This is a genomic window from Brevibacterium sp. K11IcPPYGO002 (assembly GCF_050920635.1).
Lineage (GTDB): Bacteria > Actinomycetota > Actinomycetes > Actinomycetales > Brevibacteriaceae > Brevibacterium.
On the sequence record NZ_CP131929.1, the window covers coordinates 632434 to 653345 of the forward strand.

Sequence of the window (20912 nt, forward strand, 5' to 3'; positions counted from 1 at the left end):
TCAAGGAAACTCATGCCTGCTATTCCCTTCAGAGTGGCCATCATCGGCGCCGGTCCCGCCGGCATCTATGCCGCTGACCTGCTGACCAAGGCCGAGCACGATTTGGAACTGAGCATCGACCTGTTCGAACGCCTGCCCTCACCATTCGGGCTCGTCCGCTACGGGGTCGCCCCTGACCATCCGCGGATCAAGGGCATCATCAACGCGCTCATCAAGGTCCTCGACCGTGGTGACATCCGACTGTTCGGCAACGTCGAATACGGTGCGGACATCAACCTCGGCGAGCTCACCGACCGCTACGATGCGGTGATCTTCTCCACCGGCTGCTTCATCGACGCACCGCTGTCGCTGCCCGGGATCGATCTGCCCGGATCCTACGGGGCCGCGGACTTCGTCAACTGGTACGACTCCCACCCCGATGTGGCCCAGACCTGGCCGCTGGATGCGGAGAAGGTCGCCGTGCTCGGCAACGGCAATGTCGCGCTCGATGTGGCCCGGGTGCTCGCGAAGCAGGCCGATGACCTGCACACCACGGAGATCCCCGATCACGTCTATGAGGGGCTGAAGTCCTCGAAGGTCACCGACGTCCACGTGTTCGGCCGCCGGGGTCCCGCGCAGGCGAAATTCACGCCTCTCGAGCTGCGTGAACTCGGTCAGGTCGACGACGTCGACATCATCGTCTACGCCGAGGACTACGAGTTCGATCAGGGTTCGCTCGAGGCCATCGAGTCGAGCAACCAGGTCAAGCAGGTGACGAAGACGCTCACGGACTTTGCGATGCGGGAGGAGACCGGGGCGAAGCGGCGTCTGCACCTGCACTTCCTGCACGCACCGGTGGCCATCCTCGGCGAGGATCGGGTGACCGGGCTGCGCACGGAACGTCAGGAGCTCGACGGGACCGGTGGCGTCAACGGCACCGGGGACTTCCACGACTGGGACATCGATGCCGTGTACCGGGCGGTCGGCTATGCGGGAACCAAGCTGCCGCAGCTGCCCTTCGACGAGGCCAAGAAGGTGATTACGAATCACGAAGGGCGCGTCGTCGACGCCGAGGATCAGACCAAGGCCGCCGAGGCGGACGTCATCCCCGGCGTGTACACGACCGGATGGATCAAGCGCGGGCCCGTCGGGCTCATCGGGCATACGAAGGGTGATGCACTCGAGACGATCGGGCACATCCTCGACGATCAGGCCGCAGGTGTGCTCACCGAACCCGTGTACCCGGAGGAGTCCTCGATCATCGAGCTGCTCGAGTCGAAGGGCGTCGACTTCACCGATTGGGAGGGCTACCACCGGCTCGAGGCCGCGGAGAAAGCACTCGGTGAAGCTGAAGGACGTGAGCGCGTGAAGATCGCGACCCGTGAGGCCATGCTCGCCGAGGCGCGCGCCCACCTGACCGCGGACGCGAACGCCGGGGGCTGAGCAACCGTCCGTGTTCGGAGAGAGTCTGTGAAAGTAGCTTTCGGCCCGGAATGTCCTCGCCGGGGCGAGCAAACGTGATCAGTAGATATGGAAGTTGTCAAAGACTCATCTTCGGACCAAATCGCGGGGCATCGCATAGGAAGGGGCGCGGACACTGCTGCAGCGGCACCGGAGACCGACGATTGCAAGAAACTGGTGTCAGTCTCCGGCACGGGCGCTCGATCCATACGCGGCTAGTTTAAGAATCTTCTTTTACGCGCGATCGGCGACGGAATTTCAACCGAATTCCGTATTTGCGCTAGTGACGTATCACCGACTTCGGAACTTGTTTGATGGCGGTCAATGTCGTGATTTCACCAAGCGTAGAGTACTTTGGGCCGCCGATTCGTGCGATCGGATTGAGGTTTGCGGTGTCGATCTTGCCATTCTCGTAAAGATGCTCTTCGACATGGAAGGCAAGCACTTCTCCGACGACGAACTCTGCCCCGGTGTCGCCATAACCGGTGGTGCTGTGGAATCGGCACTCCATGGCGAGAGGGATGTCTCGGAGCCTCGGCACGCTCACATGTGTCGACGGCACGGTCCTCAAGCCCAAGGTGTCGACCTCGCTGATCTCAGCAGGAAACTCCTTGGCGCTGGTATGCACTGCCTCGGTGAATGCTGCAGTGGGAATGTGGACCACATACTCTCCGGAGACAGCGATATTGCTGCGAGTGTCTTTGGGCACACCATTCTTACGGCCCATGTTGATTCCTACCATTGGTGGTTTGTTCGAGACGAAGGTGAAACAGCTGAACGGCGCAAGGTTTTTCAAGCCCTCCGCAGAGGCCGTCAGCACCCATGCAATAGGGCGCGGAACGACTACCCCGGACAGCAATCTATAGGTTTCCTCCGGCGACAGAGATGTCGATTCAATCCTCATCTTTCGATCCTTTGACCGGCGAATTCCGCTCTCACCTTCGCTGAGGGAGGGTAGATGCCATGCAATGGAGCGCCATTCCTGATCTTCTCAGCGAGAAACTCTTCGAGCATTTCCTGCTCATATGCATCTCGCGCCACCTCATCAGCACAGTGCGCGGGCACGACGATGACGCCATCGGCGTCACCAACGATGATGTCACCGGGGTAGACCGCAGTATCACCGCAGCCGATAGGTACATCCTGTTCGACAACACGAAGGTGGTTGCGGCTGACGTTAGCGGTGGAACCGGCACTGAAACTCGGCAGCCCCGCCTTTCGAATACCATCCGCATCGCGTAGGCACCCATCCGTGACGATTCCGGCAGCACCCTTGAACTTAAGCCGCTCAATGAGGATGTCTCCTCCAGTTGCCGTGCGTCGGTCCCGACGCGCGTCGATGACTAGAACGGCTCCCCGCGGAACGGACTCAACGACCGCGAACAGACTGAGGCCCGATTCGGGCGTGGTTCCGGGCCACAGTCCTTCGGTATCCTCACGGGCAGGAATCGTGCGCATCGTCCACGCCTCGCCGACAAGCTTTTGGTCGTCAACGACGGGACCGACGCCCTGGACGAGCTGATCTCGATACCCCCGCTTGAGAAGCTGGCTCGCTACTGTTGTCGTCCCAGTCCGGCAGAAGGCTGAGTAGGTTACTTCGCTCATGCCCATGCTTCTCGTCCGTCCAGTAGGTTCCACGTCTGGGCGGCTGTGGCAACAGTCGTTTGGCCTGATTCCGACAGTGGAATGAGCGGAGGCCGAACAGTCGGGTTGATTTTGCCCATCCTGCCGAGCAGCCACTTGACCGCTGTCGGGTTGGTTTCAGTCAGTACGACATCATTGAGTTCGAGGAGTTTATAGTGCAATGCTCGGGCTGTCCTCCAGTCGCCCGCTTCGAACACGTCATAGAGTTCCGCGATTTCTCTCGGTACCAAGTTGGCGGTGACGCTGATGAAGCCGGCGCCGCCGATAGCAAGAATGGGGAAGCAGAGTGCTTCGAGCCCAGAGAAGAGAAGGAAATCCTCGCCGCATTCCTGCATGACGAAGTTGGCGTGTGAGAAGTTGGGGCTCGCTTCCTTCATGCCGATGATATTGGGATGGTCGCGATAGAGGCGTCCGACAGTCTCAGGGGAGATCTCGACGCCGGTTCGCGAGGGGATGTTGTAAAGCAGAATCGAGATGTCCACTGACTCGGCTATTCGGGAGTACCACTCGTAGAGCCCGGCCTGTGTCGGCCTGGAATAATACGGAACGATAACGAGGGCAGCATCGGCATCTACCTCGGCGGCCTTCTTCGTCAGTTCAATTGTCTCTGGTAGTTGGTGTGTGCCTGTGCCAGGAACGAACGGCACCCGCCCAGCGACTGCAGAGGCAGACGCTTCGATCATTTCCAATCGTTCGGCGAGGACAAGGGACCCAGGTTCCCCTGTAGTCCCGGTTACTGAGATCCCGTGAGATCCGGATTCCACTTGTTCTTCGACGAGCGCGCTCAGCGCCCCATAGTCGATCGACTGGTCATCGTTGAACGGTGTCACGAGAGGGACGATTGAACCTCGGAGCGAAGGGGTCATAAGAGCCTCATTTCCTGAATGAATGTATTTTTGCGACTTCTTCAACGTAAGGGGGTCGCAAACGGAGCCTCAAGCAAACTCTGACCACTATTGATAAAATTCGGGAATGAATCTTGACGTTGAGACATTACGGTCCTTCGCATATCTGGCGGATGAGTTGCATTTCGGACGGGCAGCATTGGCCCTTGGTATTGAGCAACCAACGCTGAGCCAAAGAATCAAAAGACTCGAAGATCATCTAGAGGTGGAACTATTCGTTCGCAGCACCCGACGGGTTGAACTGTCAACGGCAGGCCAGTCATTTCGTTCTGACATCAACGAAGTCCTCACCTTGCTTGATCGCGCAATCGAGCGTGCCCGAGCGGCGCAAGAGGGTCGACAAGGCAAGCTCACAATCTTCTACACCATGAGCGTTGGGTACGAATTTCTGCCAAAACTCGTCTCCGCGAATCAATCCGCTCTGCCGGGACTGGCGATCGACGCCCTGGAGATGTGGGAACGCGATGTAATCGAAGGAGTGCTTCGCGGTCGCGCCGATCTTGGGTTGGTGAGGACCGACCCTCCGTCAGAAGACCTTTCGAGCACGCTGATCGCGCGCGAGAAAGTGTGCATCGCCATCCCACGCGGGCACCGATTATGCGGCGCCCAAAGCGTCGAACTCATCGATCTCAAGAATGAGACGTTCTTTGTGACTCCGCAGTCCCTGGCACCCGGTTATCAAGGATTGATCGATCAGATGCTCGAAGAGGCCGGCGTTCGACCTAAGTTCCTCGACAACCCACTACCTGGAAATCGTGCTCTGACGGCGTTGCGGGGAACACAATGTCTGTCGATTCTCCCGAAGTCGGTTGCGAACAATGTCACCGCAACCGAAGCCGTAACTCTTCACACCGTTACTGATGACTCAGCATGGCTTCCCGTCAGGCTTCTCTACCGAGCGAAGATGGAACGAGCTGTCACGACTTTTCTCAATGTAGCAGCACAGAAATCACGCTCTGCAGGTTGGATGCGACCCTCCTGACCTGGGCATTTATTATATATTCCGAGTTTTTATGAATAACCTAGTCGGTCTTCTTGAGGCTCGTATTCGCGTCTTCGTAGTGTGAATTCGCACCTTGGCGATTAGGAGGAGACACGATGAGACGACGAAGTCTGTACATCCCCGGATTCAGTCACGAGAATCCAATCCCAGCTGCGTGCGTTGTAGGCAGCACTCTGATGACCGGTGCCGTCCACGGTGGGGGCAAGGGATCCGATCCGACGAAATTTTCAGATGATCCGCTGGAACAGTGCGAACTGATGTTCGACCGATTGGCATCCATTCTCGCTGAGGCGGAGAGTTCCTGGGACGACGTCATTAAACTCTCCGTGCGCATTCAGAATTCTGCCGTCCGGCAGTCCCTCAACCAACGCTGGTTGGAGATTTTCCCAAACGAGTACGACCGTCCCGTCCGACAAGTCGCGGTTGGCACTACACGTGACCACATCCTCATTCAATCTGAGATGACAGCCATCCTTCCCTGCAATGACCAAAGTTGCGAACCATGAGGAGCCAGATGTTCGACTACGCACTGTACGACCCCGAGACTCGGGCACCGGCCACTGACGTGCCACCTGGATCATGCGACAGCCAGGTGCACATTTTCGGCGATCGAGACCATTTCCCGGTCCGACCGGATGCTGCCTACGTCGTCTATCAGGCCTCTGTTGATGCGATGCTTGACATGCACCACGCCCTCGGCATCGATCGTGGAGTGATCGTGCAGTCGACCGCATACGGTAATGATCACGCTGCCATGATCGATGCACTGCACCGGGCCGGACCAAACTATCTTGGGTGCGGGATAGTCAATGACTCGACGAGCGACGAGGAGCTAGCCGAGCTGCACGCTGCTGGAATGCGAGGTGCTCGGTTTAACTATCACCCGAAGCTTAAGAACCGTATGCCCGTCCCCGACGAAGTGATCAGAACCGCAAAGCGAGTGGCGCCCCTCGGCTGGCACCTCAAGCTTCATCTCAACAGCGTCGATCCGAAGCCCATCACTGACCTCCTTGCTGATGTTGAAGCCCCAATCATCATCGACCATATGGGGCCGCTGCAGTATGAATACGGTTTGGACGACCCGAACTTCGCGCATATCTGTGAGCTCCTCGGCCGAGGGAACTGGTGGGTGATGCTGTCAAACGGCGACCGACGATCGGTCGCTGGCTTTCCGTGGGACGATGCCACGGCCTATGCGCGCGAGTACATCGCCGCGGCTCCTGATCGTGTGCTGTGGGGAACTGATTGGCCTCACCCTCTGCATTCAGGCCCCGTCCCGAACGATGGGGAGCTGCTTGATCTGCTCGAACGCTACGCGCCGGACCCGACCCAAAGACATCGAATACTCGTCAACAACCCAAAAGAAATCTTCCAGTTCAACTAAGAGTTCATTTTTAACGAAACGCACCGGAGGGACGATGATGTCCGAGTCCAGAACTATACAGCCCGCTTCCGACGGCAAAGAGCGCATGACACGTGAGCAGGGTAAAGCAGTTGGGGCAGCAGTCCTTGGCTGGATGATCGACATGTTCGATCTTATGGTCATTCTGCATGTGGCCGGTTATGTGTCGCAGGTATTCTTCCCCAGTGACAATGACATGCTAGCTCTGACCGCGACCTACGCGTCGTTCGCGATCAGTCTTCTGGTCAGACCGCTGGGCGCGCTCATTCTCGGTACCGTTGCCGACCGGCATGGCCGCAGGCTCTCGATGACCATCGGGGTCGTCGGGGCCGGCATTGCTACGGCGTTGATGGGCGTCCTGCCGGGAGTCGCAACCATCGGCTTCGTCGCTCCAGTGCTCTTCATTCTTCTGCGCATCGTGCAAGGAGTGTTCGTTGGAGGTATTGCGGCCTCTACTCATACTCTCGCCACGGAGAGCGTGCCCGAACGGTTCCGAGGAATGACGGCGGGATTGATCAAAGGGGGCGGGGCCAGTCTTGCTGTCATCGTCATCAACCTAATGGTGATCGGAATCAGCGCGATCATCGGTGACGATGCATTTGGTCAATGGGGATGGAGGATTCTATTCCTCACCGCCCTCGTCGGATCTCTAATCAACTACGTGGTGGTCCAGCGCACGGAGGAATCGCCTCTGTGGAAGGCCGGCCAGAACGCGATTCGCGCGAAGGGGGCACTCACGCCCACTAATCCAACCCCGGTGCGCGACCTGTTCTCTAAACGCTGGCGCAAACCAATGCTCATCACTGCGGCGATCGTCTTTGCAGGTTCGGCCCCGTACTACCTGACAACCGGCATACTGCCCACGGTGTTCAAGACTCACCTTCACCTGCCCCAAAGCCAAGCTAGCTTGTTTCTCATTATCAATGTATTCGGATCTGCGCTGGTCGCAGTGCTTTGCGGGCACCTTAGCCAGCATGTCGGACGTAAACCGGTATTTCTCTGGTCGGGGCTTGGCTGCCTCGTTCTCATTCCGGGGTTGTATTGGTTGATCGAATATGTGCTGTCCGATCAGCCGGCGTGGATTCTTGTAGCTAGTGCTGTGATGGTGATGCTCTCAGGGGCGATCAGCGCACCACTCATCATCTTCCTGAACGAGACGTTCCCAACCGAGATTCGTTCAACGGCGACTGCGTTCTCGTGGAATGTCGGCTATGGACTGAGCGGAATGATGCCCACCGTCGTCACGGCCATAAGCGCTGAAACCGGCAATATCATTATCGTGCTCATCGCATTGAGCGCAGTGATCAATGCGTTTTTCATGATCCTGGTATTCGGCTCTACAGAGACCAAGGGCCGACTGCAGAACCTGCGTAGTGCTGTCTAACCCTGTAAGCAGCAAAGTTTGACGCTTTGGCTCGGACCGGATTCGGCTTCCTAGGCCATGCTCGCCGAGGCGCGAGCCCACCTGACCGCGGACGCGAACGCCGGGAGCTGATCAGGCCGATACGGCAGCCGAGACCCGAAGGCCCAAATCCTCACATAGTGACCCTCGACGTTCCGCCATTCGACCCCGAACACCCAAAAGGCGTGTTCGGGGTCGTTTGAGTCTGTGACCTTGCCGTATAACCCAGCTATGTAATTGACATCACGTTTCGACAGGAGAAAGCTGGCGGCGGAAACTCAGCCGTCACTACCTAGGGAGGCACTGGTGTCCTTACGCAATTCCCTGTCATCGGGCTCGCATACGAGCGTGACAGTCGTCCATGACAAAGGACTCAAACGCGATATCGGCAAGACCGGGCTGCTCTTCACCGGAGTCGGGTCGATCATCGGCTCCGGATGGCTCTTCGGTGCCTTCGACGCCGCGAGCATGGCCGGCCCGGCCGCGATCCTGTCCTGGGCCATCGGTGCCATCCTCATCATCTTCGTGGCACTCAACTACTCCGAACTCGGTGTCATGTTCCCCGTCGCCGGCGGTGTCGTGCGCTACCCGCACTATGCTTTCGGTTCGTTCGCCAGCTACACCAGCGGGTGGATCACGTGGCTGTCGGCGGCGGGAACCGTCGGCATCGAGGTCCTCGCGGCCGTCCAGTACGCCTCGAGCTATATGCCGTGGCTGATGGAGTCGAAGGAGGGGGTGCTCGTCCTCACGGTGCCGGGCATCTTCGTGAGCATCGCGATGGTCGCGGTCTTCTGCGTCATCAACATGTTCGGAGTGAAGTTCTTCGCCCAGTTCAACAACGTGCTCGTGTGGTGGAAGCTGCTCGTCATCGTCCTCGTCTTCGTCGGCCTGGCGCTGCTGGCGTTCAACCCCGGTCACTTCCACATGCCCGAGTTCGGCGGTTTCGCCCCCAACGGCATCGCACCGATCTTCGCGGCCCTGCCCGCGGCGGGCATCGTCTTCTCCTACCTCGGCTTCCGTCAGGGCGTGGAGTTCGCCGGTGAGACGAAGAACCCGCAGAAGAACGTGCCCTTCGCCGTCATCGGTTCGATCGTGCTCACCGGCATCATCTACATCCTCCTGCAGGTCGCGTTCATCGGCGCCATCCCCACCGACCTGCTCAAGGACGGCTGGAGCGGACTGTCGTTCTCGAACTCGGCGGGACCGTGGGCCGAGATCGCGCTCATGCTCGGCGCGATGTGGCTGGCGATCATCCTCTACATCGATGCCGTCGTCTCTCCCGCCGACACTGGTCTGATCTTCACCGCGCTCACCCCGCGCTTGTCGTACTCGCAGGCGCGCGTGGGCAATGCCCCGCACGCGATGACGAAGCTGAACAAGAAGGGCATCCCGTGGTTCGGTCTGCTCATCACCTTCATCGTCGCCTGCTTCCTGTTCTTCCCGTTCCCGTCGTGGGCGAAGATGGTCGGGTTCATCACCTCCGGCACCGTCATCTCCTTCGGATCCGGCCCGGTCACGGTGGCGGCGCTGCGACGTCAGCTTCCGGACCAGGAGCGCCCGTTCAAACTGCCCGGCGGAGACACCCTGCCGTTCCTCGGGTTCCTCGCGGCGAACCTCATCGTGTTCTGGACAGGGTGGGACACGAACTGGAAGCTGTTCCTGGCGATGGCTCTCGGCTACGTGGTCCTCGGCCTGCACTACGCTTTCAGCGATCGCAGCAAGATTCCGCCCCTGCAGTTCAAGTCCGGTTGGTGGATGATCCTGTGGCTCGGCGGACTGGCCGTGCTCAGCCTGCTGAGCAACTACGGCGAGGGAGCCATGGGCGTGCTCACGTTCGGCTGGGGTGAGCTGGTCTGCACCATCTTCACCGCCATCGTCTTCTACGTTGGCATCAAGACCCGCCTGAAGTCGGCGGAGGTCGTCGCCAACGTCGAAAACACCAAGGAGACCGCAGCCGAACACATCGACGGGAAATGATCCCGTGACATGACGTCGATTCCATCGACGTCAGTAACCAAAACCCTCGCCGAGGCGGCCCGACCCCGTACATCCACGAACAGTGGAGTACGGGGTCGGGTTCGTTCAGCTCGGTATCGGACGCAGGCTCAATTGCGCGCCCCACCTGCAAACCGCACAAAATACTCCAGCGCCTCAAACGAATCCACGGCGTCCGGATTCGCCACCTTCTCCAGCGCATGCCCCTGGATGAGTCGCTTCACCGGAACCTCGAGCTTCTTCCCCGTCTTCGTGTGCGGAATCGCGGGCACCGCGATGATGTCATCGGGCACGTGCCGCGGTGACGCCTTCGACCGCAGTTCCCCAGCAATCCGGTCCCGCAACCCAGAATCCAACGAAACCCCCGAACCCAGCACCACGAACAACGGCATCCAGTACCCACCATCCGGTTGCTCGGCACCGATGACCAGGGATTCGGCCACCTCGGGGATCCCGTCGACGACGTCGTAGATGTCGGCGCTGCCCAGGCGCACACCCTGCCGGTTGAGGGTGGCGTCCGAACGGCCGGAGATGATGACACTGCCGTGGTCGGTGATGGTGATCCAGTCGCCGTGGCGCCAGACTCCGGGAAACATCGAGAAGTACGTGTCGCGGTAGCGCTCACCGTCGGGATCGTTCCAGAACTTCACCGGCATCGACGGCATCGGGGCGGTGATGACCATCTCGCCGACCTTGCCGACCAACGGCTGACCAGTATCGTCCCAGGACTCCAACGCCACGCCGAGGATGGGCCGTGAGAGTTCCCCGGCCCAGATCGGACAGTTCGGGGCGGATCCGGCGAAGCCGCTGACGACGTCGGTGCCGCCGCTCGTCGAGGCCAGCTGCACGCGCTCGCCCACGGCATCGCGCACCCACGGGAAGCAGTGGGCGGGCACCGGGGCACCCGTGGCACCGATCGTCCGCAGCGCGGAGAGGTCGAATTCGGTGCCGGGTTCAAGCCCGGCCTTCATCCCGGCCAGGAAGATTCCGGGACTGACCCCGAGCACATTCGCCTTCGTGTCCGCGGCGATCTCCCACAGCCGGCCCGGCCCCGGATAGAGGGGGCTGCCGTCGAAGCACACCGTGGTCGCACCGCCCACCAGCGCCGAGGCGACGAGGTTCCACATCATCCAGTTCGTGTTCGTGTACCAGAAGAACCGGTCACCTGGCCGGATGTCGAGGTGGAGACCCAGCAGGCGCAGGTGATCGATGACGACCCCGCCGTGGCTGTGCACGATCCCCTTGGGAATCCCCGTCGTGCCCGAGGAGTACAGCACCCACAGCGGGGTATCGAAATCGACGCGCGCGAACTCGGGCTCGGCATCCCCGGAGGCGATATCGTCCCAGGCGGTGAGGTTCGTGATCTGACCGTGTTCATCGGTGAATTCCTCGCCGAGGTTGCCCACCCCGACCACGGCCCGCAGGCTCGGCATCCGGTTGGCCAGGTCCGCGACTTGGTCGCGGCGGTCGAAGGCCTGACCGTTCCAAAGGTAGCCGTCGGCGGCGAAGAGAACTTTCGGTTCGAGCTGGCCGAGCTTCGTTGCCGCACCTTCGGCGGCGTAGTCCTGAGCGCAAGCGGACCAGATAGCGCCGACCGAAGCAGTCGCGAGGAACGCGATGAGGGTGTGGTGGGTGTTCGGCAGGTAGCCGACGACACGGTCGCCTTCTCCTACACCTTGGTCGCGCAGCCAGGCGGCGACAGATCCGACCTGGCGACGCAGTTCGCGCCAGGTGGTCTCGCGGCGCTCGCCGGATTCTTTGATGGTGATGATGGCCGGTTCGTCGGCGAGTGTGTCGTCGAGGCCGGCTCGAAGGGCGTGTTCGGCGTAGTTGAGGCGGGTGCCGGGGAACCATGTGGCGCCGGGCATGGACCGATCGGCGAGGACTTCGGTGTAGGGCTCATCGGCGATGACGTCGAAGAAGTCCCAGACCGCGCCCCAGAATCCGTCGAGGTCGTCCACCGACCATTTCCACAGATCGTCATATCCGGCCATATTTTGGCCGGTGCGCTGGTTGGCGAAGTCGATGAAGTCGGCAATCTGCGGTCGCGGAGTCTGGTCGGGATCGGGAAGCCAGATCGGTTCAGCGGTCAATTCTTCTCCTCAGCACAGCGGTGGGCGATGGTCAGACACTGCAACTCTATCCGGGTCTTATAGTCCTAATCCCGTGAAACGGATATGTACAGAGCGGTGACTTCAGGTGGCTGCCGACAGTGCGGTGATCAGCACCAGCAGGAGAAGTCATCCAATCAATGATTGAAGATTCTGTTTCAGAAAATCAAAAAGTACGCATAATGCTTGTCAGCGACCAATGAATCATCTAACGTTTTTCAGTAGACATAGGATGTCTTTGGAATTCAATGAGGAGTTGCCGTACATGCCCGTAGTGTCCGAATCTGCCACTGTCAGAAGTGAAGCGGTGCCGTTGCTGGATATCCGCGGGGCGAGCAAAGGGTTTCCGGGAGTGAAGGCACTTTCTGGAGTGGACCTCGACCTGTACCCCGGCGAGGTGCTTGGCCTAGTAGGAGAAAACGGTGCGGGGAAGTCCACTCTGATGAAGCTCCTCGCTGGCGTCTATACGGCTGATGCTGGAGAGTTCTGGATCGATGGCGAACACACGGAGATCTCTTCGACCTTGGACGCTGAGGCCCACGGAATCGCAATTATCCACCAGGAGTTTAACCTCGTGGATGACCTCACAGTTGCGCAGAACATCTTCCTTGGGCGCGAGCCGCGGTTCGGGATCTTCGTCAATGATCGTGAGCTCAACAGACAGGCACGTGAACTCTTCACTCGGCTGGGGCTCAGCCTCGATCCGAAGGAACTGGTTGGGAATCTGACGGTTGCCGCTCAGCAGATGGTCGAGATCGCCAAAGCAATGAGCCATGACGCACGCATCATCATCATGGACGAACCGACTGCTGCGCTGAACGATGAAGAAGTCGCACTCCTTCACCGTCTGATCCGCCAGTTCATCACTCCACAGACCGGAGTCATCTACATCTCGCATCGTATGCCTGAGCTCAAGGCCATCACTGAACGGATCAGCGTCATCCGTGATGGGGAAAAGATCGGGACGGTTGAGACAGCCACTACTGAAATGCCGGAGGTCATCCGAATGATGGTCGGCCGAGAGCTTGCCGCAGTCGATGAGGTGCCGGCTTATCGTGGGACCGATGAGATCGTCCTCGAAGTCAGCGGCTTGGAGACCCGGGCGAAACTGAGAGATGTCAGCTTCAGCCTACGTCGAGGTGAAATCCTCGGATTGGCCGGGCTGATGGGCGCCGGGCGAACTGAAACTGCACGAGCCATCATCGGAGCTGACCGGGTGTCCGCAGGCACATTGAAGCTCAACGGGCGCGAAGTGCGCATCACCGATCCGGCCGCAGCGGCACGATTGGGAATCTGCTATTTGTCCGAAGACCGCAAGCAACTCGGAGTCCTTGTTGGACAGAGTGTGCGGGACAACATCTCATTGCCGAGCTTGAGATCGTTCAGCCGGTTCGGGCTCATAGACGAGACCGCAATCGACGCAGTTGCGCTGAAGCATTCCTCGGCGCTCGCCATCAAAACCCCGTCGATCCACCAGGAGCTGGACAAACTCTCTGGTGGGAATCAGCAGAAAGTTGCGATTGCCAAATGGTTGGTCAAGGACTGTGAAATCTTCATCTTCGACGAACCGACACGAGGCATTGACGTCGGCGTCAAAGCGGAGATCTATCAATTGCTGCGTGAATTGAGCGAGCAGGGGAAATCGATCATCGTCATCTCGTCCGAGTTGCCCGAGGTTTTGCTTCTCTCACACAGAATCGGGGTGCTCAGCGAAGGTTACCTCACCGGAATCATTGACGCGGCTGATGCTACCCAGGACTCAGTTATGGAACTTGCTACCCAGCATGTCGAAACAGAAGGAATTGTGGCCTGAATGTCTACAGATCTCGCTCCCCGACTCATTTCGGATTCTGCGTCCGCGAGTGAAACGAAACGCAGCTTCTGGAGAAACTCGCTGCAGCAGCTGCTCGCAATCGCAAGTCTTGTCATCATCATCATCGTTTTTGCCTTTATCAACCCGGATTCGTTTCTGACTCTGACGAATTTCTCGACGATTCTCACCACTGTCACTACGGTCGGCCTCCTCGCACTCGGAGTCACGTTCATCATCATCACTGGCGGAATCGATCTGTCCGTGGGTACGGGCATGATCCTCTGCGGGGTGATGGCCGGTGTCTTCATCACCAATATGGGACTGCCTTTGTGGTTGGGCATCGCATTGACGATCGGCTTCGGTGGTCTGATCGGTCTTGTCAACGGCGTCAACGTCGCTGTCCTAGGGTTGCCCTCATTCATCGCGACTCTTGGAATGATGATGGTCACCCAAGGTCTGTCGCTCGTCATCAGCGGCACGAAGCCGATCTACTTCTCGGAGACACCGGGCTTCGGAGCGATTATGAACGTCTCGCTCATCCCGGGTATGCGGCTGCCGCTCGGCGGCGTGATCTTCATCCTTCTCATAGTTGTCTCTGTGGTCATCCTCCAACGCACATTGATCGGCCGTACAGCTTTCGCTATCGGTTCCAATGAAAAGGCGACCCGACTCTCGGGAGTCAACGTCAGAGCTTGGCTCATAACCGTCTACGTGCTCTGCGGACTTTTCGTCGGGCTCGCCGGAGTGCTGTCAGCCTCGCGACTGTCTTCAGCTCAGCCGACCGGTGGAGCCGGTATCGAACTGCAGGCAATCGCGGCTGTGATAATCGGCGGAACTTCCTTGGCTGGTGGTCGTGGTTCCATGGTCGGCACGGTGATCGGAGCATTCATTATGGCAGTGCTCGACAACGGTCTGCGGATGGCCGGTGTTGCTCAGGAATGGCAGCAGGTCGCCATCGGCGTGGTCGTATTGCTGGCGGTCTACCTCGACATCGTACGGAAGAAGAATGCCTCCGCTCGTGGATCAGTATCACCCCATCGGAAACCTGCGAGGGACTCGACCGCTGTCACCTCCCAGCCCCAAACCTAGACCTATAAGAAGAATCAAAGGAGACAATTATGAGAACTAGCAAGCTGATGACATCTCTGGCGGCACTGTCAACCATTGCCCTCCTCGCCACCGGTTGTGGGTCCGGGTCGGCTGGAAACGAAGGTGGGGACGGCGAGAAGACGATTGCCATCGTATCGAAGGGGTATCAGCACCAGTTCTGGCAGACAGTGAAAAAAGGTGCAGAAGCCAAGGCGAAGGAGCTGGGAGTCAAGGTCACATATGTCGGTCCCGATACTGAAACGGATGTCGAGCAGCAGGTCACTCAGGTGCAGACGGCTTTGGACAACAAGCCGGACGCGTTGGCATTGGCAGCTTTGGACAGCAAGGCAATGTCTCCGCTCCTGCAACAGGCACAGTCGAACGACATTCCTGTCATCGCTTTTGACTCCGGAGTCGACGGGGACATCCCAGTCACCACGGTGGCAACTGACAACAAGGCTGCCGCGGCGGAAGCGGCTAAGCATGTTGCTGAAGCGATATCTCACAAAGGTAAAGTCGGGATCGTCACTCACTCAGAGACTGCCGCGACAGGAGTCGACCGTCGTGACGGCTTCGTCGACTATATGAAGAAGAATGAACCGGATATCAAGATCGTCGCACAGCAGAACGCTGACGGGGATCAGGCGAAGTCTGCGGATGCGACTAAGGCGATCCTGCAGTCGAACAAGGATCTTGCCGCGATCTATGGAACTAACGAAGGTGCGGCGATCGGCGTTGTCCAGGGCGTGAAAGAACTCGGGAACGAAGACGTCGAAGTCGTCGGATTCGATTCCGGCAAGGCCCAGCTCGATGCGATCCGCAACGGAGCGATGCTCGGCGCAGTTACCCAGAGCCCTCTTGACATAGGTGGGACGACCGTTCAAGCGGCAGTGGACGCAATAGACGGTAAGGAACTCGAGAAGCAGATCCCGACCGACTTTTACTGGTACGACAAGGACAACATTGATGACAAGAAGATCGCTGACCTGGTGTACGAGTGATCGATCCGGTTAAATTGATCCACAGCTGAATGTGTCCGGCACCCACGCAAGAAACTGCGGGGGTGCCGGACTTCTGGCCAGAGCGGCGCCTTTGCACCTGAGGAGGGCGCGTAGAAAGGTGTTGTAGGTTGAGGTCATGGCACTGACGGATGACGCACTCGAGAAGATCAAGGCCCTCATCGTCAGCGGTGAGCTCAAACCCGGGGATCGTCTGCCACCTGAAGCGGAGCTCTCGGAACGGCTCGGGCTATCCCGCAATTCGCTGCGGGAAGCTGTCAAGGCTCTCGACTTCATCAACGTGGTCGACGTCCGGCGCGGATCAGGAACATATGTCACAGCGCTCGCTGCCGAAGACATGGTCGAGGCAGTGTCATTCCTTGTCGACGTGCACGCTTCGGGCTCGTTGCGTGAGATTCTGGAGGTCAGGAGGGTTTTCGAAGCCGAGACCGCCTACCGCGCAGCTGGACTCATCGATGAGACCGGACTGGAAGAGCTGCGAGCCACTATCTCAGAGACCGACCCTTCATCAATCGAGTCCCTGGTGGCGCACGACTTTGAGTTCCATTCCACGATCGCCCGCTATGCCGGAAATGACTATCTTGCGGCAATGCTTGAAGCTGTTTCGGTTAAAACAACGAGAGCTCGGACCTGGCGAGGGATGAGCGAAGTCGGGGCTGTGGAGAAGACACTCAGCGAACATCGTGCCATCATCGACGCGTTGGCGGCCGGAGATGCTCGGCTGGCGCAGTCAATCATGATTTTACATGTCACCGGTGTGCAACGCTGGGTCGATCATGTTGACGTCGATGATGAAGCCATAGGGGCTGACGCTGATGGCACTCACCCACCAGAGCCGAACGTAGATTAATCATTGGGTTCGGTATTTGGTTAGGTACCAGACTCCGAAATGACAAAGTACCTGCCAGCCGAAGAGCTCTCCGACCAGCAGGTGTCTCTGGAAACGCGTCGATCTACTCTGCTCGAAGCCGAAGCCCCTGCATGCCTCCATCGACGGCGAGGGTCGTGCCTGTTGTCGATCCTTGCCACGGACTGGCGAGGAACAAAATGGTTCGAGCCACCTCGTCAGGTTCGACCAGGCGACCGTGGGGCTGCCGTGCATTGAGTTGACGAAGTTCCTCTTCTGGGTTCTCCGCCCTCGACATCAACCCGCCCATCACCCACGGGGTGTTCGCGGTGCCCGGGCACACAGCATTGACGCGGATGCCCTCACGGACGTGGTCGGCCGCCATAGCTAGGGTCATCGAGTAGATTGCTCCCTTGGTCGCGGAGTAGAGCACCCGGTCGGGCAGTCCGGCAGTCGCAGCAATCGACGAGGTGTTCACGACGGCCGCGTGATCCGACTTGCGCAGGTACGGCAGGGCCGCGGCGGTCACGCGAGCGACGGAAACGACGTTGACGTTGAGGACCTTGTTCCACTCGGCATCGTCGTTCGCATCGACCTGCCCCTGGGCGCCGATGCCCGCGTTGTTGATGGCAATATCGATTCCGCCGTACTCGACGGCAGCGGACTCGACGGCGGCCTCGACCGAGGCTCGGTCGGAGACATCGCACTGCAGGCCAAGAGCACCGGCCGGTGCTCCGTCGGGATTGAGGTCGAGGACGGCGACTTTCGCTCCGGACTTCAGCAGCAGCTCGGTGACGGATTTGCCGATGCCTGAGGCTCCTCCCGTGACGATCGCGGTCAGTCCGGCGAATTCCTCTGATGTGCTCATTTCATTTCGGCTTTCTTGATAGTTGTGATCCATATGCGTCGAGAAACTGCGGCCGAGCCGGCCGACCCTACGTGCTCAGCTCAGCAGCAGATCGGCGCCGACTCCGGCTGGAACCTCGACTTCGAAGAACTCCTGGCGCTGTCGGCCGAGTCCTTCGATCTCGACCTCGGACACATCGCCGGGAACCAGATAAGGGAACTTGCCCGACAACGCCACTCCCTTTGGAGTTCCGGTGGAGATGATGTCGCCGGGTTCGAGCTGCATGTACTGGGAGAGGCGGAAGACGATGTCCTCGACAGGGAAGATCATGTCCGAGGTAGATGAGCCTTGGCGCGGTTCGCCGTTGACCCAGCTGGAAAGCGAGAGATCGTGAGCGTCGATGGAATCTGCGGTCACGAGGATCGGCCCCAACGGCATGGAGTCCTTCACACACTTGCCCTTCGACCACTGTCCGCCTGAGTGAGTCGACTGGTAGTCACGCTCGGACAGGTCGTTCGCGGTGAGGTATCCGCCGATCACGTCCAAGGCATCCGCCCGGCTCGCGAGGTATGCGGCCTGCTTGCCGATGACGATTCCCAGCTCGACCTCCCAGTCGAACTTCTCAGCCCGCGGAGGAATGCCGATCGCATCGTAGGGTCCGGTGATCGTGTTCGGGGTCTTGAAGAAGATGATGGGCTGTTCGGGTGCCGGATCACCGGACTCGGCCGCATGCTCGACATAGTTCTGTCCGATGCAGATCACTGCCGAGGGACGGGTGATCGGGGCACCGATACGCTGACCCTTGACGTCGATCGTCGGCAGGCTTTCCTCGTCGAGAGCCTTCGCGACGAGCGTAGGACCCTCGGCCCAGAACGCCGGGTCGATGTCTGTGACGATGCTGCTGATGTCGAAGTGGTTGTCTCCGACACGAACGACCGGCGTCTCCTGATCGCGTGCGCCGACTCTCATGAACTCCATGGGGTTTCTCCTTCTATTGGGGCTATTGACCGGACCGAAGCGTCGGTCATTTGCTGCGGGGCGAGTGGGAAACTAGCACGTCCTGGCCAAGACGTGTCTGCAGACCAATCAGCCGAATGTCTTCGGATCGACTGCGATCAACCCGGTGTCGACAGCCTCGGCCCAGAAAGCATCGGGCACAGGTTGTCGGAACAGATCAGCATTGCGCCGGACCTGATCGGCGGTCCGCATTCCAACAGTCACGTTTGTGATGGCTGGGTCCCGGAAACTGAATGCCAGGGCAGCGGCCGGAAGAGTCGTGCCGTGGGCCATGGCCAGCACTGCGAGTTTCTGGGCCTTCTCGACGATCCCGGATGGCGCTTCCTCGTAGTTGTACTTCGCCTGGGCGAGCGGATCCGCGTTGGCGAGAATGCCCGAGTTGAAGACCCCGACGTTGACGATTCCCACGCCCCGACGCTCGCACTCGGGGATAAGCTCTTCTCGTCCGCCCTGTTCGAGCAGGGTGTAGCGACCGGCCTGCATTACGAGATCGATGTCGGTCTCGCGGACGAAACGGGTGAGCATTTCGGCCTGATTCATCCCCGCGCCCCAGGCTCCGATGATGCCTTCGTCGCGAAGCTGATTGAGCATGGGTACCGCTCCGTCGAACGCCTCTGTCCAGTAGTCGTCGGGGTCGTGGATGTAGATGATGTCAATCTTCTCCAGACCCAGCCGTTCGAGGGACTCCTCGACGGAGCGTCGAATGCCGTCGCCGGAGTAATCACGCACACGTACCAGGTCTCCGGGCACCGCGAACCCCTCGTCATCGAGTTCGCGTGGCTGGTCAGCCGGACGGATCAAGCGTCCGACCTTCGACGAAAGGAGGAATTCCTCACGTGGACGATCGGACAGAGCCTCACCGAGGCGGCGCTCACTCAACCCGAGACCGTAGTGGGGAGCGGTGTCGAAGTAGCGGATGCCCTGTTCCCAGGCCACCGTGACGGCTCCGATGGCCGTTTCGTCGTCGATGCGCCGGTAGAGGTTCCCGATCGGTGCACCGCCGAAGCCGAGACTTCGCTGGTCGTGCAGTCGGCGGACGACAGGGTTGTTGATGATCATGATCGACTCCTCAGTCCGTAGAATTTGATGGCGGTTCCGCCATTGACCGCCTCCGACTCTGCAGTGGTGAGTCGATTGCGGAACTCTGAGTTGGCTACGTCCGTCCACTCGGAGGCCGTGAGGCCGTGAGCGAGGGTGGAGACAGGATGGTCGGTGCCGAGCATCGTCCGTTGTGGCCCGAATTCGTCGATCATCTCGAGCGCGTCGTGGACGAGCTCATGCGCGCGGGCGACTTCGACAGCGCCGGCGATCTGTCCGGGAAGCCCGGAGAACTTCATGTGCAACCCAGGTAGGCTGGCAAGCTGTCGCATCGACCGGGCCCAGTCCTCGTGATCGACAGCGGATCCGTCGGGCAGGGGTTTCCCGAGATGGTCGAGGACGAGCCCGGCGGCCGAACCGCGGGCCTCGGCGATCGAGTCCAGGAAACCGGAGAGCTGTGGCAGCTGGGCGCTGCGGACACAGATGTCGAATGTCAGCCCAGTCTCGAGGACGGAGACGATTCCTCTCTTGAGCGCCAGGCCCTCCGACGAACGGAGCTCGAGATCACCGAGGGGACGGCCCTCGAAGTTGTCCCTTACGCCAACCACGAGTGGATTCTCGCCCAGCTTCGTAAGTACCTCGCCGAGGTTGGGGGCGGTGAGGTCGACGGCCGCCACGATTCCCCAGATAGCGGGAAATCGGTGGGACAGCTCGGAAAGCCATTCCACTTCGGCGGCGGTCTGGTCCTGACGGGCACCGGCTTCGACGACGACGGCTCCGGTGGTCGACGACGGAAGGTCCTCGGGCAGACTAGTCTGCGGTAGCAGAGGATTCTCAGTCATCCATGGATAGTCGAGCCTGCTCCTGTCCCACAGGTGCAGGTGCGCGTCGACAACGGGCGGTGCGAAAATACTCATGCTGTGAACACCCCGACCGTGAGCAAGAGGTTGGCGTATTGGCGTTCATCGCCGGTGGCGACAACGACCGCGACATCGGGTTCGCAGGCGGCACCATAGAAGGCGAAGCGCTCATGGCCGGTGAAGGTGACGTCGGGCAGGATCTCTTCGTAGCCGATGACGGCCGGTGCCTTCGATGACTCCGCCGTGAGCATGTACTCGCAGGACTCGACGGTCAGTGTCCGACTCAGGGGAACGAGGATCTGATCGACCGTGAGCAGGCCGGGGGAGACGTTCAAGGCGATGCGCTCGGCTGTGGCGGGCACTCCAGTGACGTGCGGATAGTTGCCGTCAGCGAGTAGGATCTTCGATCCATGCCCGCATCGAGCGAGCGCCGCCAGCAGCTCCGGGTGGGTAATCGGTGTGGTAAGCATGGGTCCTCCG

The 20912-nt window shown here is 59.7% G+C and carries 19 protein-coding genes; 10 read left to right on the forward strand and 9 right to left on the reverse strand.

Annotated elements, in window-relative coordinates:
• Positions 1-12: 12 nt before the first annotated feature.
• The gene (locus QYM46_RS02860) at positions 13-1422 is read left to right on the forward strand and encodes an FAD-dependent oxidoreductase (RefSeq protein WP_432790773.1); all 1410 of its coding nucleotides are present in this window, start codon (positions 13-15) and stop codon (positions 1420-1422) included.
• A 298-nt stretch (positions 1423-1720) separates the two neighbouring features.
• Here the strand turns inward: QYM46_RS02860 and QYM46_RS02865 are convergent, their stop codons facing one another.
• The 3 genes from QYM46_RS02865 to dapA are packed head-to-tail and all read right to left on the reverse strand — an operon-like array spanning position 1721 to position 3914.
• Positions 1721-2344 carry a flavin reductase family protein gene (locus QYM46_RS02865; RefSeq protein ID WP_432790774.1) on the reverse strand — a complete coding sequence of 208 codons (624 nt, stop codon included), beginning with the start codon at positions 2342-2344 and terminating at the stop codon, positions 1721-1723.
• A complete protein-coding gene (locus QYM46_RS02870) occupies positions 2341-3045 on the reverse strand; it encodes a ribonuclease activity regulator RraA (protein ID WP_432790775.1) in 705 nt (234 codons plus the stop codon). Before QYM46_RS02870 ends, QYM46_RS02865 begins: the two co-directional genes overlap by 4 nt.
• A complete protein-coding gene (gene dapA, locus QYM46_RS02875; protein WP_432790776.1) occupies positions 3042-3914 on the reverse strand; it encodes a 4-hydroxy-tetrahydrodipicolinate synthase in 873 nt (290 codons plus the stop codon). Before dapA ends, QYM46_RS02870 begins: the two co-directional genes overlap by 4 nt.
• 142 nt (positions 3915-4056) lie before the next feature.
• Between dapA and QYM46_RS02880 the strand changes: the two genes are divergently transcribed.
• The 5 genes from QYM46_RS02880 (at position 4057) to QYM46_RS02900 (ending at position 9773) form a co-directional block, all read left to right on the forward strand.
• The gene (locus QYM46_RS02880; RefSeq protein WP_432790777.1) at positions 4057-4971 is read left to right on the forward strand and encodes a LysR substrate-binding domain-containing protein; all 915 of its coding nucleotides are present in this window, start codon (positions 4057-4059) and stop codon (positions 4969-4971) included.
• A 197-nt stretch (positions 4972-5168) separates the two neighbouring features.
• A complete protein-coding gene (locus tag QYM46_RS02885; protein WP_432790778.1) occupies positions 5169-5498 on the forward strand; it encodes a RidA family protein in 330 nt (109 codons plus the stop codon).
• Between the two features lie 8 nt (positions 5499-5506).
• On the forward strand, positions 5507-6376 hold the full coding sequence (locus tag QYM46_RS02890; protein ID WP_432790779.1) for an amidohydrolase family protein: 870 nt from the start codon (positions 5507-5509) through the stop codon (positions 6374-6376).
• A gap of 85 nt (positions 6377-6461) precedes the next feature.
• The gene (locus tag QYM46_RS02895; RefSeq protein ID WP_432790780.1) at positions 6462-7778 is read left to right on the forward strand and encodes an MFS transporter; all 1317 of its coding nucleotides are present in this window, start codon (positions 6462-6464) and stop codon (positions 7776-7778) included.
• A gap of 366 nt (positions 7779-8144) precedes the next feature.
• Entirely contained in the window at positions 8145-9773 is a 1629-nt protein-coding gene (locus tag QYM46_RS02900) for an APC family permease (RefSeq protein ID WP_432790781.1), read from the forward strand.
• Between the two features lie 128 nt (positions 9774-9901).
• Here QYM46_RS02900 and QYM46_RS02905 read toward each other — a convergent pair whose 3' ends face one another.
• Positions 9902-11884, reverse strand: a complete 1983-nt coding sequence (locus QYM46_RS02905; RefSeq protein ID WP_432790782.1) for an acetoacetate--CoA ligase — start codon at positions 11882-11884, stop codon at positions 9902-9904.
• Between the two features lie 250 nt (positions 11885-12134).
• Between QYM46_RS02905 and QYM46_RS02910 the strand changes: the two genes are divergently transcribed.
• From QYM46_RS02910 to QYM46_RS02925, 4 genes are all read left to right on the forward strand, one after another.
• A complete protein-coding gene (locus tag QYM46_RS02910; RefSeq protein WP_432790783.1) occupies positions 12135-13715 on the forward strand; it encodes a sugar ABC transporter ATP-binding protein in 1581 nt (526 codons plus the stop codon).
• Complete coding sequence (locus QYM46_RS02915) at positions 13716-14804, forward strand: ABC transporter permease (protein ID WP_432790784.1); 1089 nt, start codon at positions 13716-13718, stop codon at positions 14802-14804. It abuts the gene before it with no gap.
• A gap of 29 nt (positions 14805-14833) precedes the next feature.
• Entirely contained in the window at positions 14834-15805 is a 972-nt protein-coding gene (locus tag QYM46_RS02920; RefSeq protein WP_432790785.1) for an ABC transporter substrate-binding protein, read from the forward strand.
• 136 nt (positions 15806-15941) lie between these two features.
• Positions 15942-16673 carry a FadR/GntR family transcriptional regulator gene (locus QYM46_RS02925; RefSeq protein ID WP_432790786.1) on the forward strand — a complete coding sequence of 244 codons (732 nt, stop codon included), beginning with the start codon at positions 15942-15944 and terminating at the stop codon, positions 16671-16673.
• Positions 16674-16776: 103 nt separating this feature from the next.
• Here the strand turns inward: QYM46_RS02925 and QYM46_RS02930 are convergent, their stop codons facing one another.
• The 5 genes from QYM46_RS02930 to QYM46_RS02950 form a co-directional block, all read right to left on the reverse strand.
• The gene (locus QYM46_RS02930; RefSeq protein WP_432790787.1) at positions 16777-17538 is read right to left on the reverse strand and encodes an SDR family NAD(P)-dependent oxidoreductase; all 762 of its coding nucleotides are present in this window, start codon (positions 17536-17538) and stop codon (positions 16777-16779) included.
• A gap of 75 nt (positions 17539-17613) precedes the next feature.
• Positions 17614-18495, reverse strand: coding sequence for a fumarylacetoacetate hydrolase family protein (locus QYM46_RS02935; protein ID WP_432790788.1), 882 nt, complete (start codon positions 18493-18495; stop codon positions 17614-17616).
• A gap of 108 nt (positions 18496-18603) precedes the next feature.
• A complete protein-coding gene (locus QYM46_RS02940; protein WP_432790789.1) occupies positions 18604-19593 on the reverse strand; it encodes an aldo/keto reductase in 990 nt (329 codons plus the stop codon).
• Positions 19590-20414, reverse strand: a complete 825-nt coding sequence (locus tag QYM46_RS02945) for an amidohydrolase family protein (RefSeq protein ID WP_432790790.1) — start codon at positions 20412-20414, stop codon at positions 19590-19592. Before QYM46_RS02945 ends, QYM46_RS02940 begins: the two co-directional genes overlap by 4 nt.
• Before the next feature lie 71 nt (positions 20415-20485).
• Positions 20486-20902, reverse strand: coding sequence for an RbsD/FucU domain-containing protein (locus tag QYM46_RS02950; protein WP_432790791.1), 417 nt, complete (start codon positions 20900-20902; stop codon positions 20486-20488).
• Between the last annotated feature and the right edge of the window lie 10 nt (positions 20903-20912).